At 70.2% G+C, this 19,802-nt stretch carries 15 protein-coding genes; 11 read left to right on the forward strand and 4 right to left on the reverse strand.

The genetic code is table 11. The features are described from left to right. Positions 1 to 4: 4 nt before the first annotated feature. From VGT80_RS08995 to VGT80_RS09005, 3 genes are all read left to right on the forward strand, one after another. Positions 5 to 973 carry an efflux RND transporter periplasmic adaptor subunit gene (locus tag VGT80_RS08995; RefSeq protein WP_327454953.1) on the forward strand — a complete coding sequence of 323 codons (969 nt, stop codon included), beginning with the start codon at positions 5 to 7 and terminating at the stop codon, positions 971 to 973. A gap of 61 nt (positions 974 to 1,034) precedes the next feature. Beyond that, a complete protein-coding gene (locus tag VGT80_RS09000) occupies positions 1,035 to 2,477 on the forward strand; it encodes an amidohydrolase (protein ID WP_327454955.1) in 1,443 nt (480 codons plus the stop codon). Continuing rightward, positions 2,474 to 3,847, forward strand: a complete 1,374-nt coding sequence (locus tag VGT80_RS09005; RefSeq protein ID WP_327454956.1) for an amidohydrolase family protein — start codon at positions 2,474 to 2,476, stop codon at positions 3,845 to 3,847. Before VGT80_RS09000 ends, VGT80_RS09005 begins: the two co-directional genes overlap by 4 nt. 6 nt (positions 3,848 to 3,853) lie before the next feature. On the opposite strand, the gene galA is transcribed toward VGT80_RS09005, so the two are convergent. After that, positions 3,854 to 6,319, reverse strand: a complete 2,466-nt coding sequence (gene galA, locus VGT80_RS09010; protein WP_327454958.1) for a beta-galactosidase GalA — start codon at positions 6,317 to 6,319, stop codon at positions 3,854 to 3,856. Between the two features lie 163 nt (positions 6,320 to 6,482). On the opposite strand from galA, the gene VGT80_RS09015 reads away from it, so the two are divergent. From VGT80_RS09015 to VGT80_RS09025, 3 genes are all read left to right on the forward strand, one after another. Next, positions 6,483 to 7,388: an SDR family NAD(P)-dependent oxidoreductase gene (locus VGT80_RS09015; RefSeq protein WP_327454960.1), complete on the forward strand. Its 906-nt coding sequence runs from the start codon at positions 6,483 to 6,485 to the stop codon at positions 7,386 to 7,388. A gap of 142 nt (positions 7,389 to 7,530) precedes the next feature. Then, the gene (locus VGT80_RS09020; protein ID WP_327454961.1) at positions 7,531 to 8,937 is read left to right on the forward strand and encodes an MFS transporter; all 1,407 of its coding nucleotides are present in this window, start codon (positions 7,531 to 7,533) and stop codon (positions 8,935 to 8,937) included. A 116-nt stretch (positions 8,938 to 9,053) separates the two neighbouring features. Continuing rightward, positions 9,054 to 10,475, forward strand: a complete 1,422-nt coding sequence (locus tag VGT80_RS09025; RefSeq protein ID WP_327454962.1) for an MFS transporter — start codon at positions 9,054 to 9,056, stop codon at positions 10,473 to 10,475. Here the strand turns inward: VGT80_RS09025 and VGT80_RS09030 are convergent. Beyond that, positions 10,468 to 11,571 carry an Mrp/NBP35 family ATP-binding protein gene (locus VGT80_RS09030; RefSeq protein ID WP_327454964.1) on the reverse strand — a complete coding sequence of 368 codons (1,104 nt, stop codon included), beginning with the start codon at positions 11,569 to 11,571 and terminating at the stop codon, positions 10,468 to 10,470. The genes VGT80_RS09025 and VGT80_RS09030 overlap by 8 nt on opposite strands. A 127-nt stretch (positions 11,572 to 11,698) precedes the next feature. On the opposite strand from VGT80_RS09030, the gene hflK reads away from it, so the two are divergent. From hflK to VGT80_RS09045, 3 genes are all read left to right on the forward strand, one after another. Beyond that, on the forward strand, positions 11,699 to 12,898 hold the full coding sequence (hflK, locus tag VGT80_RS09035) for an FtsH protease activity modulator HflK (protein ID WP_327454966.1): 1,200 nt from the start codon (positions 11,699 to 11,701) through the stop codon (positions 12,896 to 12,898). After that, entirely contained in the window at positions 12,895 to 13,785 is an 891-nt protein-coding gene (locus VGT80_RS09040; RefSeq protein WP_327454968.1) for a protease modulator HflC, read from the forward strand. The genes hflK and VGT80_RS09040 overlap by 4 nt, the downstream gene beginning before the upstream one ends. Positions 13,786 to 13,868: 83 nt before the next feature. Then, the gene (locus tag VGT80_RS09045; RefSeq protein WP_327454970.1) at positions 13,869 to 15,395 is read left to right on the forward strand and encodes a M20/M25/M40 family metallo-hydrolase; all 1,527 of its coding nucleotides are present in this window, start codon (positions 13,869 to 13,871) and stop codon (positions 15,393 to 15,395) included. Here VGT80_RS09045 and VGT80_RS09050 read toward each other — a convergent pair. Both VGT80_RS09050 and serB read right to left on the reverse strand, forming a co-directional pair. Further along, a complete protein-coding gene (locus VGT80_RS09050) occupies positions 15,388 to 16,059 on the reverse strand; it encodes an HAD family phosphatase (RefSeq protein WP_327454972.1) in 672 nt (223 codons plus the stop codon). The genes VGT80_RS09045 and VGT80_RS09050 overlap by 8 nt on opposite strands. A 47-nt stretch (positions 16,060 to 16,106) precedes the next feature. Continuing rightward, complete coding sequence (gene serB / locus VGT80_RS09055; RefSeq protein WP_327454974.1) at positions 16,107 to 17,000, reverse strand: phosphoserine phosphatase SerB; 894 nt, start codon at positions 16,998 to 17,000, stop codon at positions 16,107 to 16,109. Between serB and miaA the strand changes: the two genes are divergently transcribed. Beyond that, positions 16,999 to 17,931, forward strand: coding sequence for a tRNA (adenosine(37)-N6)-dimethylallyltransferase MiaA (gene miaA / locus VGT80_RS09060; RefSeq protein ID WP_327454976.1), 933 nt, complete (start codon positions 16,999 to 17,001; stop codon positions 17,929 to 17,931). The genes serB and miaA overlap by 2 nt on opposite strands. A gap of 171 nt (positions 17,932 to 18,102) precedes the next feature. After that, on the forward strand, positions 18,103 to 19,802 hold a 1,700-nt coding region (locus VGT80_RS09065), incomplete at its 3' end, for an acetolactate synthase 3 large subunit (protein ID WP_327454978.1).

Raw genomic sequence — 19,802 nt, forward strand, 5'->3', positions numbered from 1 at the left:
ACACATGCCCGCCCTCCTGCGTAACCGTTTCGTCTGGGTCCTCGTCGCCCTGCTGGTGCTCGGCGGAGGCGGCTTCATGTTCATGTCCAGCCAGGCCAAGGCCAAGAAGGCGCTGGCCGCCAAGCAGGCGGTGGCCGCGGCGCCCAGTCCGTTCGTGGCGGTGGGCAACGGCAAGGCCGACGTGGAGGGCGGCATCATCCAGGTCGCCGCCCGCACCGCCGGGATCATCCAGGACGTGCTGGTCCAGGAAGGCCAGGAAGTGGCCAAGGGCCAGGTTCTGGCCCGCCTCGAGGACGAGCAGCCCAAGCTCGCCGCCCAGAGCGCGCTGGCCCAGGTCGCCCAGGCCCGCGCCCAGATCGAGCTGCTCAAGGTGCAGCTGACCACGGCCCAGCGCGAAGAGGCCCGCCTGCAGCCCCTGGCCTCGAAGTCCTTCGTCACCAAACAGGCGCTCGACCAGGCGCATGACGCCGTCAGCCAGGCCCAGGCCGGCATCAACGCCCAGCAGGCCGCCGTCGCGGCCGCCCAGGCCAAGCTGAGCGAGGCGCGCTACAACCAGGAACTCACCATCATCCGGGCGCCGACCGACGGCCGCATCGTGCGCCGCTACGCCAACCCTGGCGCCGGCGCCTCGACGCTGAACGTCTCCAACATGTTCGACCTGGAGCCGAGGGCCGCGCACATCGTCCGCGCCGAGATCACCGAGGGCGCCCTGCCCAATGTGGGCGTCGGCCAGTCGGTGCAGATGTCGCCCGAAGCCGACCCCTCGAAGGCCTATTCGGGCAAGGTGCTGCGCGAGGCGCCGGTGTTCGGGGCCCGCAAGCTCGCCTCGGACGATCCGGCCGAGCGCACCGACGAGCGGGTGGTCGAGGTGGTGGTCTCCGCCGACGACGCGCCGTTCCTGATCGGCCAGCGGGTGCTGGTGAAATTCATGCGCCAGCAGCAAGCCGCGGCCCACGTGGTCCCGCGCGGCTGATGCCGGCTTGACTCCGGCCCTTGGGCCTCCCTCAACTCCGGCCAGTAGATTTGGGGGGCCGATGAAGCTTCTGTTCCAGGCCGCGCTGGCGGCCGCGATCGCCGGCGCGCTGAGCGCCTGCGCCACAACCGCCACGTCAGATAAGAAACCCGTGGCGGCCGCGTCCAAGCCGGCCGCGCCCCTGCCCAGGGGGCTCGATCCGCTGGCGGCGAACAACCCGTTCCCCAGCACATACCGGCCCTTGCCCGGCCGGCCGACGGCCATCGTCGGCGCCAGTGTCTTCACCGGCACCGGCGCGCTGATCGACGGCGGCGTGGTGCTGATGCGCGACGGCAGGATCGAGGCGGTGGGCCCCAATCTCAGCGTCCCCAGCGGGTATGAAACCGTCGACGGCCGCGGCAAGTGGGTGACGCCCGGCATCATCGACGCCCACTCGCACCTGGGCGTCTATCCCTCGCCGGAAGTCCCCGCCCACTCCGACGGCAACGAGCTCACCGATCCGAACACCGCTCAGGTCTGGGCCGAGCACTCGGTCTGGCCGCAGGACCCCGGCTTCAACCGCGCCCGCGCTTCGGGCGTCACCAGCCTGCTGATCCTGCCGGGCTCGGGCAACCTGTTCGGCGGCCGCGGCGTGGTGCTGCGCAATGTGCCCGGCCGCACGGTGCAGGACATGAAGTTCCCTGGCGCGCCCTATGTGCTGAAGATGGCCTGCGGTGAGAACCCCAAGCGGGTCTATGGCTCGCGCGGCCGTTTCCCCTCCACGCGGATGGGCAATGTCGCCGGCTACCGCGCCGCCTGGATCAACGCCGCCGACTATCAGCGGCGCTGGGACGACTACCGCGCCAAGGCCGGCCGCGGCGAGAAGGCCGATCCCCCCAAGCGCGATTTGCAGCTCGACACCCTGGTCGGCGTCCTGAAGGGCGAGATCCTGGTGGAGAACCACTGCTACCGCGCCGACGAAATGGCCCAGATGATCGATATCTCGAAGGAGTTCGGCTATCACGTGACCGCCTTCCACCACGCGGTCGAGGCCTACAAGATCGCCGACATCCTGGCGAAGAACGACATCTGCGTGGCCACCTGGGCCAACTGGTGGGGCGTGAAGCTGGAGATGTACGACGGCATCGAGGCCAATGCCGCGATGGTCCACGCCGCCGGCGGCTGCGCGATCATCAAGTCGGACGACCCCGACCTCATCCAGCGCCTGAACCAGGAGGCGGCCGCGGCGCTGGCCGCCGGGCGCGCGGCCGGCATCAACATCAGCGAGGCCGACGCCATCCGCTGGATCACCTCCAACCCGGCGAAAGCGCTGGGGATTTCAGCCCAGACCGGGTCGCTGGAGCCCGGGAAAAGGGCCGACGTGGTGATCTGGGACAAGGACCCCTTCTCCGTCTACGCCAAGGCCCAGCGGGTCTGGATCGACGGGGCGGTGACCTACGACATCGCCGATCCGCGCTACCAGCCGAAATCCGACTTCGAACTCGGCCAGGGAGGCGCCCAATGAACCGTCCATTTGGGATCCGTCATCTCATCGAGGCGGCGGGCGCGATCGCGGCCCTGGCCCTGGCGTCCCAGGCGCACGCCCAGACGGTCGCCATCGTCAACGCCCACATCCTGACCGCCGGGCCGAAGGGCGAGATCGCCAACGGAACGGTGCTGGTCCGCGACGGCAAGATCGCCGCGGTCGGCGCCGACGTGAAGGCGCCGGCGGGCGCGCAGGTTCTGGACGCCAAGGGCCAGGTGGTGACGCCCGGCTTCGTGGCCGTGAACAGTGCGCTCGGCGCCGTCGAGATCGGCAGCCTCGGCAACGACCTCTCCGTCAACGATCCGCAGCTGGGCGCGGCCTTCGACGTTTCCTATGCGCTCAATCCGGATTCGGTGCTGATCCCGGTGGCGCGGCTGGGCGGCCTGACCACCGCGGTGGTGACACCCCGCCCGATCTCCGGCCGCGGCGGCGAGGACGACGAGGAAGACGCCTCGAGCTTCACCGCCGGCGGGCCCGGTTCTGGCGACAAGACGCACGGCCTTTTCGCCGGCCAGGCGGCCGTGGTGCACCTGGGCGTCGGCGGCGGCGCGCCGCTGCGCATCAAGGTCGCCATGGTCTCGCCGTTCGGCAATTCGGGTGCGAAGCTGGCCGGCGGGGCGCGCGGGGCCGAATTCGTCGCCTTGAAGACCGCCCTGCAGGACGTGCGCGACTTCATGAAGAACCGTGCGGCCTACGAGCGCGCCGGCTATCGCGACCTGGCGCTCTCCAAGGTCGACCTGGAGGCGCTGATCCCGGTGGTCGAAGGCCGCATGCCGCTGCTGGTGGAGGTCGCCAAGGCCTCCGACATCCGCGCGGTGCTGCGGCTCGCCCGCGAGGAGCACGTCAAGCTGATCCTCAATGGCGCCGAGGAGGGCTGGAAGGTCGCCTCCGAGATCGCCGCGGCCGGCGTGCCGGTGATCATGAACCCCATCTCCGACCGGCCAGTGGATATGGAATCCGTCGGCTCGACCCTGGAGAACGCCGCGCGCCTGAACGCCGCCGGCGTGATCATCGCCATCGAGGGCCAGGGCGGCGCCAACCGGGCGCACGAGGCGCGCTTCAACGCCGGCAATGCGGTGGCCCACGGCCTGCCGTTCCCCGCCGCGCTGGCGGCGCTGACCCTCAACCCGGCGCGGATGTTCGGCGTCGCCGATCGCATCGGCAGCCTGGAGCCCGGCAAGGACGCCGACCTGGTGATCTGGTCGGGCGATCCCTTCGAGCCCCTGTCGCGGCCGCAGCTGATCCTCATCGAGGGCAAGCCACAGCCGCTGACCTCGCGCCAGATCGAGCTGCGCGACCGCTATCGCGACCTCGCCCGCCCCTACCCGCCGGAGTACACGCACAACTGAGCGGGTTCAGGGCGGCGGCAGGCTCGGCGGGCCGGGATCGGAGCGGATGTCGATGCGCGCCGCCGCGGACTTCAAGCCCGCCGCGCTCGCCCGCAGCACGAGCACGCCTGAGCTGCCCGGCTCGCTCTGCACGATGACCTGGGCGAGCCCGTTGTAGAGGCTGCGGGCCGCGCCCTTCTCCGGCTCGTGGCTGTTGGCGTCGCCGTTGCCGAGCCCGATGATCCGGCCGCCGGCGATCTCGAAGCTGACCGGCAGGTTGGCGGTGGGAACCGGCCGGCCGCGCGCGTCGAGCGCCTCGACGGTCACCGGCTGAGCATCGCGGCCGTCGCCCGCCAGCACCCCGCGCTCGGGCGTCAGCCTCAGCGCCACGGGCGGGCCCGTTGTCTCCACCACCGCCCGCACGACGGGCCGTCCGCCCGCCGAACCCACGGCCTCCAGCCGTCCCGGCGCGTAAGCGACCCGCCACTCATTCATCTCGAACGGGTCGACCTTTTGCGGCTCGCCCACGAGACGGCCGTTCAGATAGAGGGCGACGGTCTCGGTGTTGGCCATGGCCATGACCCGGATCGGCTGGCCCTCGCGGCCCGGCCAGCTCCAGTGCGGGATCAGGTTCAGCACCGGCCGATCCTTCACCCACTGCGCCTGGTGGATGAAGAAGGCGGCCTTCGGGAAGCCGCAGAGGTCCATGATCCCGAACGACGAACTGGCCGTCGGCCATTCGAACGGCTGGGGTTCGCCGCGATAGTCGAAGCCGGTCCAGGCGAAGCCGCCGGCGATGAACGGCCGCGTGGCGATCGCCTTCCAGGCCCGCCGGTGGGTCGCGCCCCAGGGCTGGGCCTCGTCGTCGTAGGCGGTGAGCACGTGCCGCCCCGTCCGGTCGCTCGCGTATTCGCCGCGCGTGCTGATCGCCGAGGTGTCCTCGGAGCTGGTGATCGGCTTGGTGGGGTTGGCGGCGTGGAACTTGTCGTAGCTCTCGATCTGGTAGTTGAAGCCGACCACGTCGACCGCCTGCGAGACGTTCACCGGCGCAAACATGCCGTTGTTCATGGCCGCGGTCACCGGCCGCGTGGCGTCGAGCCGCTTCACGGCATGGGCCATGCGGCGCACCATCTCGTAGCCTTGCGGGGCGCCCTGCAGCGGCTCCTCGTTGAACACTGACCACAGGATGACGCTCGGATGGTTGCGGTCGCGGCGCACCATCCATTCCAGCATCCGCATGTAGTCCGGGCTGGTGTTGAACAGCCGGTTCTCGTCCATGATCAGCAAGCCCAGGCGGTCGGCCGCGTCGAGCAGCTCGCGCGTGGGGGCGTTGTGCGAGGACCGGATGGCGTTGCAGCCCAGCGCCTTCAGGCGGCGCAGCCGGTACTCGATGATCGAATCCGGCAGGGCCACGCCGAGGCCCGCGTGGTCCTGGTGGATGCACACGCCCTGGATCTTCACCGGCTTGTCATTGAGGAAGAAGCCGCGGTCGGGATCGAAGCGCTGAGTTCGGAAGCCGCAGGTCGTCACCGCCACATCCTGCATGACGCCGGCCACGAGGACCTCCGTCTGCACGCTGTAGAGCGTGGGAGTCTCGATCGACCATAGCCTGGGACTTGCCGCCTCTAGCGTCGTGGTCGCCACCGACTGGTCCAGCGGACCGACCGTGATCCGCCTCCGCCCCTGCACGACGACCCCGCCCTCTGGATCGAGAAGCACGAAGGTCACCTCGGCCTCGACCGGCTTGTCGCCGATGTTGCGGACGGTCGCCTCCGCAGGGATCGACCATCGCCCGCCCTCGGCCTGCCGAGGGTGCGCGTAGACGCCGTCTGTCGCGATGTGAACCGGCGCCCGCTTCACCAGCCAGGTGTGCCGATAGAGGCCGCCGCCCTCGTACCACCAGCCCTGCAGGGGATCGGCGTCGACCCGCACCGCAATGACGTTGGTCTGGTCGCCGTAGCGGGCGAAGGCGGTCACGTCGATGTCGCTGGACGAATAGCCGCTCCAGTTGTGGGCCACGACATTGCCGTTGAACCAGACGGTCGCGGTGGTGGCGACGCCGTCGAGCTGGATCTCCAGATGCTTGCCCTGATCGGCGGGATCCAGGTGAAAGGTGCGGCGGTACCAGGCGACGCCCTTTGGCCGGTAGCCCTGGGCCACATTGGCGGTCTCTTCGAACGGCCCCTCGACCACGAAGTCATGGGGCAGGTCCAGCAACCGCCATGTGCGATCGTCGTAATAGACCCCGGCCGCACCGGCGGCGGCGCCGGCTTTGGTGCTGGCGTAGGTCTGGTTTCCGGTGTGGGGCGCCGGGGCGACGACGTCGCCGCGGTGGAAGCGCCAGCCGAAATCCAGCGAGAGGCGCTCACCGGGCCCCTGCGGCCGCGGCGGGGCCGGCTGCTGAGCGCCGGTCGTGGCGAGCGCCAGCGCCGGCTGCGTCATCGCCGCTGCGGTCGCAAGGCCCGCGCCCTGAAGGAACCTGCGACGTCTCATGCCCGCCCCGCCCCTGGAGTCCGCGTTCCGGTCACGCTAGCGCGAATGCAGGCTCCCTGTCGCAATCCAACCGCGGCGCGGCGCGGGGAGAGGAGTTGACGCCAACCATGCCGCGCCGCACAACGCGCGCCGCATCGCGATTGTGCTCAAGGGGAAGACATCCATGGCGGACATCCGCTTCGACGGCAAAGTGGCCATCGTCACCGGCGCGGGTGGCGGCCTGGGCCGCCAGCACGCCCTCGAGCTCGCCCGGCGCGGCGCGAAGGTCGTGGTCAACGACCTCGGCGGCTCGGTCGACGGCTCCGGCGGCGGCTCGGAGGCCTCCCATAAGGTGGTCGAGGAGATCAAGGCGGCGGGCGGCGAGGCGATCGCCAACGGCTCTTCGGTCACCGACGACGCGGGCGTGGCGCGGATGGTCAAGGACGCCATGGACGCCTGGGGCCGGATCGACATCCTGGTCGCCAACGCCGGGGTGCTGCGCGACAAGACCTTCGCCAAGATGGAGATCGCCGACTTCGAGTTCGTGCTCGGCGTCCACCTGCTGGGCACGGTGAAGCCGGCCAAGGCGGTCTGGGAAATCATGCGCGAGCAGAACTACGGACGGATCGTGGTGACCACCTCGTCCTCCGGGCTCTACGGCAACTTCGGCCAGTCGAACTATGGCGCCGCCAAGATGGGCGTCGTCGGCTTCATGAACACGCTGAAGCTCGAGGGTCAGAAGAACAACGTCCACATCAACGCCATCTCGCCGGTGGCCGCCACGCGGATGACCGAGAACCTGATGCCGCCGGAAGTGCTGGAGCGGCTGAAGCCCGAGTTCGTGACCCCGGGCGTGGTCTTCCTCTGCTGCGACGATGCCCCCACGGGCGTGATCCTGACCGCCGGGGCCGGCGCCTTCGCCTGCGCCCGCATTGTCGAGACCGAGGGCGTCTATCTGGGCGATGGCGGCCTGTCCGTGGAAGAGGTCCGCGACAACTGGGCCAGGATCACCGATCCCGATGGCCAGAAGGCCTATGTGGCCGGAGGCGAGCAGACCCAGAAATTCTTCCGCAAGATGCAAGGCGGCTGATCGGACGCCGGCCCTCCACAGCGAAGCGGCGGGGGAGGCACAACGGCATTACGCGGAATCCACTTGCGCGAGCCTGAGGCCGGGCGGCTAGATTTCTGGACTTGAGGGCCCGCCAGAGGCCCGGGAAGCCCAGGAGTATGCATTGTCCAAGGCCACTGCCGCCGGGGCGCCTCCCGGCCGTCTGTCGCTTCTTTCGGTCCTCGCCTTTGCCTGCGCCTACATGCCGTTCGCGGCGCTGCAGCTCTCGGTGGCCGTGCAGCTTCCGCCGTTCTTCGCCAGCCAGCTGGGGCTGGGACTGGCGGCCGGCGCGGCGTTCGGCATCGTTCGGCTGATCGATATCCCGGTCGATCCGGCGCTTGGCCTGTTCATGGACAAGACCCGCACCGGCATCGGCCGCTACCGGCCTTGGATGATGGCCGGCGTGCCGATCCTGATGCTGGCGCTCTACATGCTCTACCAGGCGCCGCCCGGGATCAGCCAAGGCTACCTGATCCTGTGGCTGCTGGTGATCTACCTCGGCATGTCGATCCTGCTGGTGGCCGGCAACGCCTGGGCGTCCACCCTGGCGACCACCTACAAAGAGCGGTCGCGGATCTTCGGCGCCATGCTGGCGCTCGGGGTGATCGGTTCGGTCACCTCGCTGATGATCCCGGTGATCTTCGAGACCACCCACCGGACCGAGTTGGCCGGCATGCGCGCGGTGGGCTGGTTCCTGCTCGCCCTGTCGCCACTCGCCGTGCTGATCGCCGTCGCCAAGACCCCCGAGCGGGTGGTCGCCGCGCGGCCGGGCCAGAAGTTCGGAATCGGCGACTACTTCAGCCTGCTCTCGCGCGGCAACGTGCTGCGCATCCTGGCGGCGGACTTCTGCGTCACCATGGGTCCGGGCTGGATGGCCGCCCTCTATTTCTTCTACTACCGCCAGTCGCGCGGCCTCAGCCTGTCGGGGGCGAGCCTGTTGCTCACGCTCTACATCCTGGCGGGCCTGGTCGGCGGCCCGGCGACCGCCTGGCTGGGCAACCGGATCAGCAAGCACCGCGCCCTGGTGGTCACCACGACGCTCTACGCCTTGATGTTGATCATCATCCCGATCCTGCCGCCCGGGAAGGCCTTGCTCTACGCCCCGCCGATGTTCTGCCTGGGCGGCCTGGCCACCGGCTTCGTGGTCATGGTCCGCGCGATCACCGCCGACGTCGGCGACGAGCTGCGGCTGGAAGGCGGCCGCGACCTGATCGGCCTGCTCTATGCGGTGACCAGCGCCACCACCAAGGCGGCCGGCGCGCTGTCGATCTTCGTCAGCTTCTGGCTGCTGGGCGTGGTCGGCTTCAACGTCAAGGCGCACGCGGTCAACGGCCCGGCCCAGATCCACGGCCTGGAGCTGGTCTTCGTGATCGGCCCGATCGCCTTCGTGATGCTGGGGGGCGCGAGCTTCCTGGGCTACCGGCTGAGCGCCGACAAACACGCCGACATCCGCCGCCAGCTCGACGAGCGCGACGCGGTCTATGCGGAGAGCCCGATCACCCAGGCCGTCACCGGCGGCGCCATGGAATGAGCTCGCGACCCACAGGCTGACGCCGCGGAAACCCCTTGCGCGGCCGCGGCCGGCGCGCTCTGATCTCAGGATAACGCCCGGCAAAGGGCGACTAATCATATTTTGAGGAGACGTCCGTGAGTTCCACCAGCGCCGCGAGCCGCGGCCGGCTGCCTATGCCGCGCCTGCTCGCCTTCTCCCTCGGCAGCATCCCCGCCTACATGTTGATCTCCATGACCAGCGTGTACCTGCCGCCCTTTTACGCCGGCAGGATGGGCGTCTCGCTCACGGCGATCGGCGCCACCATCGGCCTGATCCGGCTGACCGACCTGGGCCTCGACCTGCTGCTCGGCTGGCTGATGGACAAGACGCACACGCCCTTCGGCCGTTACCGGCCCTGGTACCTGGCCGGCCTGCCGGTGCTGTGGCTGGCCATCTACAAGGTGTTCAACCCGCCCGTCGACGTGGGCACGGCCTATCTCTTCGGCTGGTACATCCTCCTCTACGTCGCCTACTCGATGCTGGTGCTCGGGCACTCGGCCTGGGCGGCGGCGATCAGCGGCGACTACAACGACCGCTCGCGGATGTTCGGCTGGATGCTGGGCATGGGTGTGCTCGGATCGTCCCTGCTGCAGGCCACCCCGCTGCTGACCAAGGGCGCCATCAAACCCGCCGACCCCGCGAGCATTCCGACCATCGGCTGGATCATCATCGCGGTGAGCACGGTCTGTGTTCTGATCACCACCTTCTCCGCGCCGGAGCGCAAGAACCCGGTGGCCGCCAAGGAGCGCACGACGCTCAAGGACTATCTGGCGGTGGTCACGAACCCCTCGATGTTCCGCTTGATCCTGGCAGACCTCTTCCTGGTGCTCGGCCCCGGCGCCAGCGCGCCGATCTACCTGTTCTTCTTCCACGAGGCGAAGGGCTTCGCGCTGGGCGTGGTGAGCATCCTGCTGATCCCCTACGGCGGCGCGGGAATCCTCGGCGCGCCGTTCTGGGCGCGCGTCGCCCAGCGGCTCGGCAAGCATCGCACGGTGCAGCTCGCCGGCCTCGGCTACGCCGTCACCCAGACCATCCTGATGATCATCCCGGCCGGGCTCTTCTGGCCGACCTTCCTGAGCATGTTCAGCGTCGGTTTCTGCGGCTCGGCCTTCATCGTGCTGATCCGCGCCATGGTGGCCGACGTGGCCGACGAGTTGCGCCTCGAGACCGGCCAGGAGCGCGCGGGCGTGCTCTACGCCCTGGTGACCCTGACCCAGAAGCTCGGCTCGTCGCTGGCGGTGACCATCATCTATCCGATCCTCGACGCCGTCGGCTTCGTCGCCAAGCCCGGCTACCACAACAGCCCCGCCGCCATCCGCGGCCTGGAGATGTGCTACGTCTTCGCGCCCATCGTCCTGGTCGTCGTCGGCTCCGCCTGCCTCATCGGCTACAAGCTCGACGCCACCCGGCAGGGCGAGATCCGCAAGGCCCTGGACGACATAGAGGCCCGCGACTACGCCGCGGCCACCGAGGTGCTGGGCGGGCCGGGCGAGAACGTGGCGGCGCGGGCTAGCTGAGGGTCCGCGCCATCTTCAGGAAGGCCTTCGCGGCGGCGCTGTCGGGCGCCGTCGCCACCAGCGGCCGGCCCTGGTCGCAGGCTTCGCGCAGCGCGACCTCGATCGGCACTTCGGCGAGCAGCGGCACGCCAAGGTTGGCCGCTTCCTGCCTGGCCCCGCCCTGACCGAAGATCGCGATCGGCTTGCCGCCGGCCGGATCGGCGAACCAGGCCATGTTCTCCACCACGCCCAAGATGCGCGCGCCGGTCTTGCGGAACATGGCCGCCGCGCGGCGGGCGTCGATCAGGGCGATCTCCTGCGGCGTCGAGACGATCACCACCCCGTCGAGCTTCATGCGCTGCACCAGGGTGAGCTGGATGTCGCCGGTGCCGGGCGGCAGGTCGACCACCAGTACGTCGAGGGGTTCGGCCTCGGTGCCCCAGACGCTGGCCATCATGGTCCTGAGCGCCGAGGTGGCCATGGGCCCACGCCAGATGGCGGCATTGCCGTCCTCGACGATGAAGCCGATGGACATCACCTTGACGCCCCAGGCGATCAGCGGGATCAGCCGCTTGTCGGCCCCGAAGGTGGGCTCGCCCTCGGCGCCCATCATCAGGGGCGCGGAGGGGCCATAGATGTCGGCGTCCAGCAGGCCGGTGCGCAGGCCCAGCCTGGCGAAGGCCACCGCCAGGTTCACCGCCACCGTGGACTTGCCCACCCCGCCCTTGCCGCTGGCGACGGCGATCACCTTCTTCACGAACTCCGGGCGCTCGGCCTCGGGCATGGTTCCGAGGCGCGCCTGCGGGTCGTCCTGCACCTTGGCGCGGCGCGGCGAGGTCTTGTAGGGCGCGGTCGGGGCCGCGTCGGCGGTCAGCACCACCTGGGCGGTCCCGACGTCCGGCACGGCGGCCAGGGCCGCCTCGGCGGCCTCGCGGACCGGCCGGTAGAGCTCGACGTCGCCCGGCGGGACCTCCAGCATGAAGGCCGCGCGGCCGGTCCGCAGCACCAGGCCGCGCACCAGTCCGGCCGCACTGAGGCCCCGGCCCGTCTTGGGGTCCTTCACCTCATCGAGCGCCGCCAGGACGGCGGCGCGGTCGGGGACGGCCGGTTGGCTCATGACGCCTTTGGCTTGCGTTGGCCGAGAAGGCGTCTCATATCCGGCGGGTCGCGCCGGTTTACAAGGCCGGTGTCCAAGGCTGCCGCGCGCGACAGGAGTGCCGTTTGACCAAGTCGCGCCCCGCCTGATGCCCTGGAACGACAACGCCAATCCCGGTCCGTGGGGCTCGCCGCCGCCGGAGGACAACGGCCGCGACAAGCCCGAGCGACGCCAGGGCGGCGGCCCGCGGGGCCCGCGGCGGCCGGAAGGCCCCGGCGGCGGACCCGAATTCGACGCGGCCCTCGACCGTCTGCGCCGCCGGCTGAGCGGCCTGTTCGGCGGCCCCGGCCAGGGCATTCGGCCCGGCGTGGTGGCGGCCATCGCCGGCGCGGCCTTCGGCCTTTGGGCGCTCTCCGGTCTCTATGTGGTGCAGCCCAACGAGGAGGCGGTGGTCATCACCTTCGGCGCCTATTCGCGCTCCGAGGGCCCGGGCCTGCGCTACCACCTGCCTTCGCCCATCGAGCACGTCGAGAAGGTGCCGGTCACCTCGCTCAACCGCATCGACATCGGCGGCGCGCCCGACGCCGAGGCGCCGCAAGAGAGCCTGATGCTCACGGCCGACGAGAACATCGTCAACCTGACCTTCTCGACCACCTGGCGGGTCAACGACGCGGCCCGCTACGTCTTCTCGACGCGCAACCCGGAAGAGGCCGTCAAGGCGGTCGCCGAAAGCGCCATGCGCGAGGTGATCGGCACCACCCCGCTCGACCAGATCATGACCACCGGGCGCGGCGAGGTGGAGACCCACACCGTCACCCTCATGCAGCGCACCCTCGACAGCTGGGGCGCCGGCGTCAGCGTCGTCGGCGTGCAGATCCGCTCCGCCAGCCCGCCGCCGGAAGTGGTCGCCGCCTTCCGCGACGTGAGCAACGCCGAGCAGGACGCCGACAGCGCGCGCAACGAGGCCAACACTTACCGCAACCGGGTGGTCAACGAGGCCAAGGGCGACGGGGCGCGGATCGTGCAGTCGGCCCAGGCCTATCGCGAACAGTCGGTGCGCGACGCCCTGGGCGACGCGGCCCGCTTCAACCAGATCCTCGGCGAGTACAAGCGCGCGCCGGGCGTCACCCGCGAGCGGCTCTATCTGGAGACCATGGAGCGGGTGCTAGCTCATTCCAACAAGGTGGTGGTGTCCGGCAAGGCCACCACCGCGCCGATCATCCTGCCGCCCGACGTGTTCCGGCCGCGCACCCTCGCCCCGCCCGCGGCGCCGCCACAGCAGCAATCCGCCGAGCCCGCGTCCGACGCGCAGCAGGCGCAGCCGCCAGCCGCAAAGGCGCCCCAATGAACCGGCGCCTCGTCCTGTGGGCCATCATCGCACTCGGCGTGCTGGTCGTCGTCTTCAACACCTTCTTCGTGGTCGACCAGCGCGAGCAGGCCATCGTCGTGCGCTTCGGCGAGCCGCAGCGGGTGATCAACGCCCCTGGCCACACCGAGGCCGGCCTGCACATGAAGCAGCCGTTCGTCGAAGACGTGGTCCGGCTCGACCGCCGCAATGTCGGCCAGGAAGTCGATCAGGAGGAGATCATCTCCTCCGACCAGCAGCGCCTGGTGGTCGACGCCTTCATCCGCTACCGCATCGCCGACCCGCTGCAGTTCTACCGCACCCTGCGCGACGACCGCACGGCCTCGGACCGCATCGAGCGCCTGCTCAACTCGACGCTGCGCGACATCCTGGGCTCCACCACCCAGACCGAGATCATCTCCACCCGGCGAGGCGAGCTGATGCAGGCCTCGCGCGCCGAGATGCAGCGCCGGGCCCTGGCCGCCCGGTTCGGCGTGCAGGTGATCGACGTGCGCATCAAGCGCGCCGACCTGCCGGCCCAGAACCAGGCCTCGGTGTTCCGCCGAATGCGCACCGCCCGCGAGCAGATCGCCGCCCAGAAGCGTGCGCTCGGCGAGCAGCAGAAGCGCGAGATCATCGCCGGGGCGGACAAGGACGTCGCCATCACGCTCGCCACCGCCCGCGAGGAAGCCGGCGCCACCCGCGGCCAGGGCGACGCCCAGCGGACGCGGATCTTCGCCCAGGCCTATGGCCGCGACCCCAGCTTCGCGACCTTCTACCGGTCCATGCAGGCCTATGATCAGGCCCTGGCCCAGGGCGACACCACCCTGGTGCTCGCGCCCGACAGCGACTTCTTCAAGTACTTCCAGAAGGGTCCCGGCAGCCGCTGATCGCGGCTTGACCGGGGCAGTCTCCGCTCTAGCTTGGCCGTCACATCCGGCGCGGATGCGACCGGCTTCTTGGGGGGGCTGACATGGCTGGGCTTTCACGCGGGCGCCGGGGCCTGCTGCAGATGATGGCGGCGAGCGGGGCGATGCTGGCCTTGCCGCGGATGGCGGGCGCCGCGGCGCCGGCGGACTACGACTGGGCGCGGCGCGAGATCGAGAAGCGCCACGACGAGTCCATCAAGCGCATCCAGACCTGGATCCACACGCCGTCCATCGCCGCGGAGAACCGCAACTATCCGCAGGGCACGCAGCTCACCATGGAGCTGTTCAAGGAGGCCGGATTCCAGGGCGTCCAGATGGTCCCCACCGACGGCAAGCCGGGCGTGTTCGGCTACATTGACGCTGGGGCCGCCCGCACCGTCGGCCTCTACTTCATGTACGACGTGAAGCAGTTCGACCCCGCCGAATGGTCCTCGCCGCCGCTGGAGGGCGCGGTGGTCGACAAGCCGGGACTCGGCAAGGCCATCGTCGGCCGCGGCGCGGTCAACCAGAAGGGCCCCGAGGGCGCCTTCCTGGCCGCCCTGAACGCCATGCGCGGCGTGGGCCGCAAGCCGCCCGTCAACCTGGTGCTGGTCGCCGAGGGCGAGGAGGAGATCGGCTCGCCGCACTTCGGCCAGATCGTGCGCCGGCCCGACATCCTGGCGGCGCTGAGGAAGTGCAACAGCGTCTACATGCCCGCGGCCGGCCAGTCGCCGGAGGGCGCGGTCGACATCACTCTGGGCGCCAAGGGCATCATCGAGCTGGAGCTGGTCTCCACCGGCGCCCGGTGGGGCCGCGGCCCGGCCAAGGACGTGCACTCCAGCCTCAAGGCCATGCTGGATTCGCCCGCCTGGCACCTGGTCCTGGCGCTCAACACCCTGGTGGCGGACGGCGGCAACACGCCGGCCATCGAGGGCATCTTCGAGCATGTGCGGCCGCTGTCGGACCACGAGAAGGCGATGATCGCCAAACAGGCCGGCGAACCGGGCGCCGAGGCCGCCATGAAGAAGGGCCTGGGGGTCCAGCGCTTCATCGACGACCTGGAGTTCCGCCGCGCGCTGGAGCGCCTGGCCTCCCAGCCGACGGTGAACATCGAGGGCCTGGTCGCCGGCTACACAGGCCCCGGCGGCAAGACCATCCTGCCCGGCCGCGCGGTCGCCAAGATGGACCTGCGGCTGGTGCCGAACATGACCGCGGCGGAAGCCGAGGCGAAGCTCAAGGCCCACCTGGCCAAGCACGGGTTCGGCGACATCGAGGTCAATGTCACCGGCGGCTACGATCCCACCGAGACGCCCGAGGACTCGGCCCTGATCCGCGCCAGCCAGGCGGTCTATCGCCGCGCGGGCGTCGAGATCGACATGAGCCCACGCGGCGCCGGCTCCTGGCCCGGCTACATCTTCACCGGCGATCCGCTGCACTTGCCGGCGGGGCACTTCGGCCTCGGCCACGGCTCCGGCGCGCACGCGCCCAACGAGTACTATGTGGTGGAAAGCGCCAATCCGAAGGTCGCCGGAATCGATGGCGCGGCGCTCAGCCACGTGCAGTTCCTGCACGAGCTGGCCACGATCAAATAGCCGCCTGCGCCTCCAGCAGGCCGCGGACCTCGTGCAGGTCCGCGGCGATGCGGATGCAGAGCCGGCGCATCTCCTCGGTGGGATCGAGCAGGTCCGGGACCATGATGGTCATCATGCCGGCCGCCGCCGCGGCGCGGACGCCGTTGTGGCTGTCCTCCAGCGCCAGCACGTCGGCCGCATCGAGGCCCAGCCGCTCGGCCGCGGCGCGATAGGGCGCGGGGTCCGGCTTCGGCGCAGGATATTCCCCGTTCGCCAGGATGAAGTCGAAACGCTGCAGCAGGCCATGGTGGCCGAGGTGGTGCTCCGCTTCCTTGCGGCGCGAGGAGGTCACCACGCCGCGCGGCAGGCCACGGGCATCGAGGTGGTCGAGGATCTCGACCACGCCGGTTTTCAGCGCCACGCCGGCGTCGGCCACCTCGTAGAACAGCTCGACAGAGCGCGTCCGCAGGCGATCGGTGTCGAAGCCACCGCCGAAGTGCCCCCGCAGCACCTCGGCGCTGCCCGGCCAGGTGTGGCCGATCATCCGCTTCATCACCTGTTCGGGAAGTTCGAGGCCCATCTCGGCCGCGGTGGCGGTGAGCGCCTCGCAGTAGATGATCTCGCTGTCCAGCAGCAGGCCGTCCATGTCGAAGACGACGGCCTTGACGGGGCGCGGGAGGTCCATGGGCCGCTTTAGCCGAGTCGGCGCATCGGCCCAAATCAACGGGCGCTTCAATCGGTTACGAAGTCCGCGTCCCGATAGCCCTGGAAATAGAGCAGCGCGGTGAGGTCGGCATGATCGACCCGGGCGTCGGCCTGCGACGCCACGATCGGCTTGGCGCGATAGGCGACGCCCAGGCCCGCGGCCTCGATCATGCCGAGGTCGTTGGCCCCGTCGCCCACGGCCAGGGTGTCGGAGAGCGGCGCGCCCAGGGCGGCGGCCTCTTCGCGCAAGGCCGCGAGCTTCGCTTCGCGCCCCAGGATGGGCTCGGCGACCCGGCCCGCCAGCTTCCCGTCATCCTCGATCAAGGCGTTGGCGCGCTGCGCCTGGAAGCCGGCCGCGGCGGCCACACGGCGGGTGAAGAAGCTGAACCCCCCCGACACCAGCACGCACCGGGCGCCGTTCGCCGCCATGGTCCTGACCAGGGTCCGCGCCCCCGGATTGAGCCGCACCCGCTCGTCGTAGGTGCGTTGCAGGGCGTCCGCCGACAGGCCCTTGAGCAGGCCCACCCGCTCGCGCAGGGCCGGCTCGAAGGCGAGCTCGCCGCGCATGGCGCGCTCGGTGATCGCGGCGATCTGCGGCTTCAGTCCGGCGAAGTCGGCCAGCTCGTCCAGGCACTCGACGTTGATGATGGTGGAGTCCATGTCCGCGACCAGCAGCCCCTTGCGGCGCCCGTTCCACGGCTGCACGCAGAGGTCCACCGCGCGGTCGGCGAGCGCCGCCTCCGTCGCCGCGCGCACCGCCGGCGCGTCCTCGGCCTCCACCGCCAGGTCCAGGGCGCCCGGGCCAAGCGGCCGAGGCTCCTTGACGCGGGCGCGGACGCCTGCGAGCGCTTGGACCACGAGGGACAAGGCGTCCGCGGCGGCGCCGGGCTCCGGGCTGACCAGGGTGAGAGCAAGCTGCATGGAGCCCCGCATCTGGCTGATCGCCGGGCCCACGGCAAGCGGCAAGTCCGGCTTGGCGCTCAGGCTGGCCGAGGCCGCCGACGCCGAGATCGTCAACGCCGATTCCATGCAGCTCTACCGCGACCTGCGAGTTCTGACCGCCCGGCCGAGCGTCGAAGACGAAGCGCGCGCCCCGCATCACCTGTTCGGTACGGTCGACGCAGCCGACGGCTGGTCGGTGGGCAAGTGGCTGCGGGCGGCGGGCGAGCTGCTGGCCGAGCTCGCCGCCGCGCACCGGCCGGTGGTGTTCGTGGGCGGCACGGGCCTCTATTTCCGCGCCCTGACGAAGGGCCTGGCCCACATCCCGCCGGTGGCGGCCGCGGTGCGCCGCGAGGCCGAGGCCGACTATGACCTGATGGGCGAGAGCGCCTTCCGCGGCCGGCTGGGCGCCTACGATCCGGCGGCCGCGGCCCGGATCTCCGAGGGCGACCGCCAGCGGCTGGTGCGCGCCTGGGAGGTCTATGCCGCCACCGGCACGCCGATCTCCGACTGGCAGCAGTCGGGCCAGCCGGTGCTGACCGGCGACGCCTGGCGCGCCGTGGCCCTCGATCCGCCGCGCGAGGCGCTCTACGCCCGCTGCGACGACCGGCTGGAGGCCATGGTGGCCGAGGGCGCGATCCTCGAGGTCGCCGCGCTCGCCGCCCGCAATCTCGATCCCGACCTGCCCGTCATGAAGGCGGTCGGCGTGCGGGAGTTCGCCGCCTATGTGCGCGGCGAGATCGAGATGGCGCAGGCGCTCGCCGCCGCCAAGCGCGAGACCCGCCGCTACGCCAAACGCCAGCTCACCTGGATGCGCGGCCAGATGGACGGCTGGCCGCGCCTGGCCGGCGAGACCGCCGAAGAGCAATGGAGGCAGTTTATTGCCCTGGAGCCGAGCTTGACGCCCGGTTAGCGGCATGCGAAATCCCTGAACGTCTATTTCGAGGAATACCGTTGCGCGAAATTCTTGTACTCGTAGGGCGGCCGCAACCGGTCTGACACTCCGTCAGCTCCGAACGGTCGCTCGCACCCAGGCCCCCCGCGGGCCTTTTTTATTGCCCTTTCCGCCCAAGGCCTTTTCGCCATGACCGCCCACCAGACCATCGAAGTCCAGCAGGACGTCATCTCCGGCGCCGAGATCGTGGTGCGCGCCCTTCTCGACCAGGGCGTCGATGTGCTGTTCGGTTATCCGGGCGGGGCGGTGCTGCCGATCTACGACGCCCTGTTCGCCGAGCCGAGGCTGCGCCACATCCTGGTCCGCCACGAGCAGGGCGCGACCCATGCCGCCGAGGGCTATGCGCGCTCGACCGGCCGGCCCGGCGTGGTGCTGGTCACCTCCGGCCCGGGGGCCACCAACGCGGTCACCGGCATCGTCGACGCCTTGATGGACTCCATCCCGCTGATCGTCATCACCGGCCAGGTCGCCACCCACCTGATCGGCACCGACGCCTTCCAGGAAGCCGACACCATCGGCATCACCCGTCCCTGCACCAAGCACAACTACCTGGTGAAGTCGGTGGAGGACCTGCCGCGCATCCTGCACGAGGCCTTCCATATCGCCACCTCCGGCCGGCCGGGCCCGGTGGTCATCGACATCCCCAAGGACGTGCAGTTCGCCAAGGGCCGCTACCAGGGCCCCAAGGAGGTCGTGCACGCCCACAACTATCGGCCAAGGACCAAGGGCGACCCGAGCCGGATCGCCGAGGCCGCGGCCCTGATCGCCAAGGCGCGGCGCCCGATCCTTTACACCGGCGGCGGGGTGATCAACGCCGGCCCGCGGGCTTCCGCCCTGCTGCGCGAGCTGGCGGCCCTGACCGGCGCGCCGGTGACCTCCACCCTGATGGGCCTGGGCGCCTTCCCGGCGTCGGACAAGCAGTGGCTGGGCATGGTCGGCATGCACGGCTCCTTCGAAGCCAACAACGCCATGCACGACTGCGACGTGATGGTGGCGATCGGCGCGCGGTTCGACGACCGGGTGACGGGGCGGCTCGACGCCTTCGCGCCCACCTCGCGCAAGATCCACATCGACGTGGACGCGTCTTCGATCGGCAAGAACGTCCGCGCCGACATCGGCATCGTCGGCGACGCCGCCTCGGTGCTCGAGGACCTGATCGCGGTCTGGAAGCAGCGCGGCTACAAGCCCGACCCGGCCGCCGGCGCCGACTGGTGGCGGGAGATCGACGCCTGGCGGGCGCGGGATTCATTCCGCTACCGGCCCGACGCCAAGCTGATCAAGCCGCAGCACGCCATCCAGCGGCTCTATGAGCTGACCCGGGGCCACGACGTCTACATCACCACCGAGGTCGGCCAGCACCAGATGTGGGCCGCCCAGTTCTTCCACTTCGACGAGCCCAACCGCTGGATGACCTCCGGTGGGCTCGGCACCATGGGTTATGGCCTTCCGGCCGCGGTCGGCGTGCAGATCGCCCACCCCGACAGCCTGGTCATCGATATCGCCGGGGACGCCAGCGTCCAGATGACCATGCAGGAAATGTCGACCGCGGTTCAGCATGACCTGCCGATCAAGATCTTCATCCTCAACAACGAGTGGATGGGCATGGTGCGGCAGTGGCAGCAGCTGCTGCACGGGGAGCGCTATTCGCACTCCTATTCGGCGAGCCTGCCGGACTTCGTGAAGCTCGCCGAGGCCTATGGGGGCGTGGGCTTGCGCGCCGAGCACCCGGACGAGCTGGACGACAAGATCGCCGAGATGATCGCGGTGAAGAAGCCGGTGATCTTCGACTGCCGGGTGACCAAGGAAGAGAACTGCTTCCCGATGATCCC

It is taken from the genome of Phenylobacterium sp., from assembly GCF_035944335.1.
Taxonomy (GTDB): Bacteria; Pseudomonadota; Alphaproteobacteria; order Caulobacterales; family Caulobacteraceae; genus Phenylobacterium.

Coding starts and splice junctions, on each gene's coding strand:
- VGT80_RS09015 (WP_327454960.1), top strand. CDS start 6,483: ATGGCGGACATCCGCTTCGACGGCAAAGTGGCCATCGTCACCGGCGCG.
- VGT80_RS09050 (WP_327454972.1), bottom strand. CDS start 16,059: ATGGACCTCCCGCGCCCCGTCAAGGCCGTCGTCTTCGACATGGACGGC.
- VGT80_RS08995 (WP_327454953.1), top strand. CDS start 5: ATGCCCGCCCTCCTGCGTAACCGTTTCGTCTGGGTCCTCGTCGCCCTG.
- hflK (WP_327454966.1), top strand. CDS start 11,699: ATGCCCTGGAACGACAACGCCAATCCCGGTCCGTGGGGCTCGCCGCCG.
- VGT80_RS09030 (WP_327454964.1), bottom strand. CDS start 11,571: ATGAGCCAACCGGCCGTCCCCGACCGCGCCGCCGTCCTGGCGGCGCTC.
- VGT80_RS09000 (WP_327454955.1), top strand. CDS start 1,035: ATGAAGCTTCTGTTCCAGGCCGCGCTGGCGGCCGCGATCGCCGGCGCG.
- miaA (WP_327454976.1), top strand. CDS start 16,999: ATGGAGCCCCGCATCTGGCTGATCGCCGGGCCCACGGCAAGCGGCAAG.
- VGT80_RS09040 (WP_327454968.1), top strand. CDS start 12,895: ATGAACCGGCGCCTCGTCCTGTGGGCCATCATCGCACTCGGCGTGCTG.
- VGT80_RS09045 (WP_327454970.1), top strand. CDS start 13,869: ATGGCTGGGCTTTCACGCGGGCGCCGGGGCCTGCTGCAGATGATGGCG.
- galA (WP_327454958.1), bottom strand. CDS start 6,319: ATGAGACGTCGCAGGTTCCTTCAGGGCGCGGGCCTTGCGACCGCAGCG.
- VGT80_RS09005 (WP_327454956.1), top strand. CDS start 2,474: ATGAACCGTCCATTTGGGATCCGTCATCTCATCGAGGCGGCGGGCGCG.
- serB (WP_327454974.1), bottom strand. CDS start 17,000: ATGCAGCTTGCTCTCACCCTGGTCAGCCCGGAGCCCGGCGCCGCCGCG.